At 40.6% G+C, this 2,974-nt stretch carries 4 protein-coding genes; all 4 read left to right on the forward strand.

Annotation, left to right across the window (positions count from 1 at the left end; translation table 11 throughout):
- Positions 1–935: 935 nt before the first annotated feature.
- The 4 genes from LHL20_RS20605 to LHL20_RS20620 all read left to right on the forward strand — a co-directional run bounded on the left by LHL20_RS20605 (position 936) and on the right by LHL20_RS20620 (position 2,861).
- A complete protein-coding gene (locus tag LHL20_RS20605) occupies positions 936–1,256 on the forward strand; it encodes a hypothetical protein (RefSeq protein WP_226434642.1) in 321 nt (106 codons plus the stop codon).
- 123 nt (positions 1,257–1,379) lie between these two features.
- Positions 1,380–1,814: a hypothetical protein gene (locus tag LHL20_RS20610; RefSeq protein ID WP_226434643.1), complete on the forward strand. Its 435-nt coding sequence runs from the start codon at positions 1,380–1,382 to the stop codon at positions 1,812–1,814.
- 135 nt (positions 1,815–1,949) lie between these two features.
- Positions 1,950–2,264, forward strand: a complete 315-nt coding sequence (locus LHL20_RS20615) for an immunity protein Imm33 domain-containing protein (RefSeq protein WP_226434644.1) — start codon at positions 1,950–1,952, stop codon at positions 2,262–2,264.
- Between the two features lie 138 nt (positions 2,265–2,402).
- Positions 2,403–2,861: a hypothetical protein gene (locus LHL20_RS20620; protein ID WP_226434645.1), complete on the forward strand. Its 459-nt coding sequence runs from the start codon at positions 2,403–2,405 to the stop codon at positions 2,859–2,861.
- Positions 2,862–2,974 lie beyond the last annotated feature (113 nt).

Below are 2,974 nucleotides of genomic sequence, written 5' to 3' on the forward strand. Positions count from 1 at the left end.
ATTAAATCGCTCGCAGGCTCGCTGGGACGCTAACACATGGGCTGCGTCACTTCGTTCCTATTTTAGCCCATGTGTTATCGCCCTTTATGCGGGTGTTAGGTTTCTTGTGAAATTATTCACCCGTTCAAAAGTTCTCTTTTCTCTCTCCGGATTAAGTTTTATATGGTTTTTAATCAGCTTCCAAAGTGAACTTTCAAACCCGGACTCGTGTGTAGTGAAGACTTAGTTTCTAAAAAAGAGCCTGTTTGCTTAATAAATAGAATGGATTCTGAACGCTTCAGAGTCACAGTAAGTTACGGTGGCTCACGCAAAACAAGCCAAGAAAAGGTAACTATCAAGTTACTTCTAACGGAAGAGAGTACAGAAAACTGGTCATTAGTTTTAAACCCAAGAGCAGCAAGCTACTCAGGGCAAACAAAACGGTATTATGGGACGCTAAACTATGGCACATTCAACAATGAGTTCCTTGAAGGAGTTACATTGACAATTCGCGCCAGCGAAAATGTTTCTTTGTTTAAGAAGTTCGAGGTCAGAGTAGTAAGAAACCCAAATGGAGCAAAAGTCTATTTGTGGGCAGTAATCACTCTAATACTTCTTTTTTTGTCTGTTTGGTTTAGGACTTCAATCTTTGTAAAAGGTATCTACAGACCATTACCATATTTACTCTTTTTTTTCGTATCGTTAATTTTGCTCGCGTGGGAACTGTGAAAAACCTAACAAACGCATTAACACTCGCTGCGCTCGCTAGGGACAAAGACACGTAGGCTCCCTGCGCTTCGCTTAGTATTGTAGCCTACGTGTTTTTGCCCGTTATGCGGGCGTTATGTTTTTGGTGAGCTATGAGGATATTTTTTCTAGTAATCTTTTCAGTCTTAACTAGTTCTTGTGGAGACAACAGTTGTGTTAGCTATTACCCTGAAAATACAAAGGACATCATGGCTTCAGGTAAAAACGATAACGTAGCAGCCTACGTCGGTTTGGTGCAAATACATAACAGTACCACACCTTTGGAAATTGAAGAGGCAATAAAGAAAGCTTCTACTAGTATTATTGTCACAGAACAGGTTTGTAGGGACTCTACTAGTATATTTTTTGATATGTATTTAAAAGGTCATGAAAACCTTAAACAGCGAAGCTTTTTTACTTTGAGTAACGGTAAGTATTCTGGAGGTCCTTTTCTCATTGTAGATAATGTCGAGAATGCAGAACCAATTGTAATCCAAGCTGATCGTATTGAAAAAAACGCAAAGGAATGAAACATAACAAAAAAATTAAGTCACTCACTTCGTTCGCTGGGACGCATACACGTGGGCTGCTTCGCATTTTAGCCCACGCGTCTGCGCCCCTTATTTAAAAGTTAGGTGCTTTGAGGTAAATGGATGGATCTATACATTGGCAAAGGAATAGACTCACTTTTATTCGGTGTCACTGAAAACGAAGCTCAAAAACTTTTGGGGAGCCCAGATAAAAGTTACTTTACCGATAGTGGCTGTAAGCGTATTCAATACAACGAACTGGAAATTGAGTTGTCATTTGAACCAGACAGTGACAATCGACTTGGGTGGCTAGAAGTTCATAATAAAGAGGCCAAACTGTTTGGTAGTAGTCTCATCGGACTAAGTGAAAAAACTGCTGTTGAACTTCTAAGTTCAATGCTTAACTCCAAACCAAAATATGATGATTTTGGTGGCTTTACGTCAATCAATTATGAAGATGAGTGGCTGGAGTTACAGGTTCAGTTTGGTATCGTTAAATGCATTAATTTTGGCGTTTTGTTTAGAGAAAACGGTGCTCCATCTTGGCCACGCACCTAACAATCGCATAAACTCGCTCGCAAGCTCGCTGGGACAAAAACACGTAGGCTCCCTTCGCTTCGCTCGGTATTATAGCCTACGTATTTTTGCCCGTTATGCGGGCCGTTATGCGTCAGTTAGGCAATGAGGATTTTAATGGAAATATGCCAGAAACTTGGAGTAAAACCCTCCCCGCCAATTTCTGCAACCAAAGTTGGGATTGCTTTAGACACCATTGGCAAACTTCCAATTAATGGCATTAGACACGCTCCAGAAAATGGTACGAACGGTTGGTATTTTTGGTGTGGAGAAACCTTATCGTCCGAGAAAGACTTCTTTTCACCGTTGCACACCGAGCATCTAGATAGGTATCTTCCTCAGGTTATTAAGTATTTGGATTTACCGCCAGGCTATCGGTTCCTAATAGATGATGCCGGCTATGAGGACGTATGGTTTGACAAAGAACTGTGAAACGCATAACAATCGTTTTAAGTCGTGCGCTGGCGCACACTGGGACACAAACACATGGGCTGCTTCGCATTGTAGCCCATGTGTTTGTGCCCCTTAAACGGGCGTTATGTTCAATCAAGGATGACTTAAATTCAGTATATGAAAAAGATAGTTTTAAATTTTGTAATATTGGCCTTAAGCGTTCTTATTGCATACTTCTGCCTTGAATCCATTGGAAATAATGAAGAATATTTTTCAAGACACAACTCTCCGACAACCATATTCCTCGCTTCGTTATTAGTAGCCAGTTGGTCCGCATTCAGCGTGGCAACAAGCCTGTTTAGTATATTTCTGCCTGAGTCAAATTGGTTAAACAGAGAGCTTTCAGAGATACTAAGGCTATCAAAAGGCCGACAGCCTTATTTTGAAGCTATAGGATATGTTTTTCTTGGCGTATTTTTTATCTTTGCTTCGGCGCCATTTATGGACGATAGCCACTCATTGTTTATAAATCAGTATTTGATTTTAGCCTTTGTCCTGATGGTTGGAGTAGTTTGCTTCATCTGGGGTTTGCTAAGAGCCTTTTTGACGTTAATAAGGTTACCCGATGAAGATTGAACATAACAAACGACTATGGGGTTCTAGGGATTTTCCCCTCTAAAGTAACATAGAATGCTACAGGCTTTGTATTATATAGCCTCCAGCTGTGGGTTACTTTCGTTTCCAAGCTT

It is taken from the genome of Alteromonas sp. McT4-15, assembly GCF_020515205.1.
Classification (GTDB): domain Bacteria; phylum Pseudomonadota; class Gammaproteobacteria; order Enterobacterales; family Alteromonadaceae; genus Alteromonas.

What these genes read in the sequence shown, in the direction of transcription:
- LHL20_RS20605 (WP_226434642.1), top strand. Translation starts at nt 936, where the DNA reads ATGGCTTCAGGTAAAAACGATAACGTAGCAGCCTACGTCGGTTTGGTG.
- LHL20_RS20610 (WP_226434643.1), top strand. Translation starts at nt 1,380, where the DNA reads ATGGATCTATACATTGGCAAAGGAATAGACTCACTTTTATTCGGTGTC.
- LHL20_RS20615 (WP_226434644.1), top strand. Translation starts at nt 1,950, where the DNA reads ATGGAAATATGCCAGAAACTTGGAGTAAAACCCTCCCCGCCAATTTCT.
- LHL20_RS20620 (WP_226434645.1), top strand. Translation starts at nt 2,403, where the DNA reads ATGAAAAAGATAGTTTTAAATTTTGTAATATTGGCCTTAAGCGTTCTT.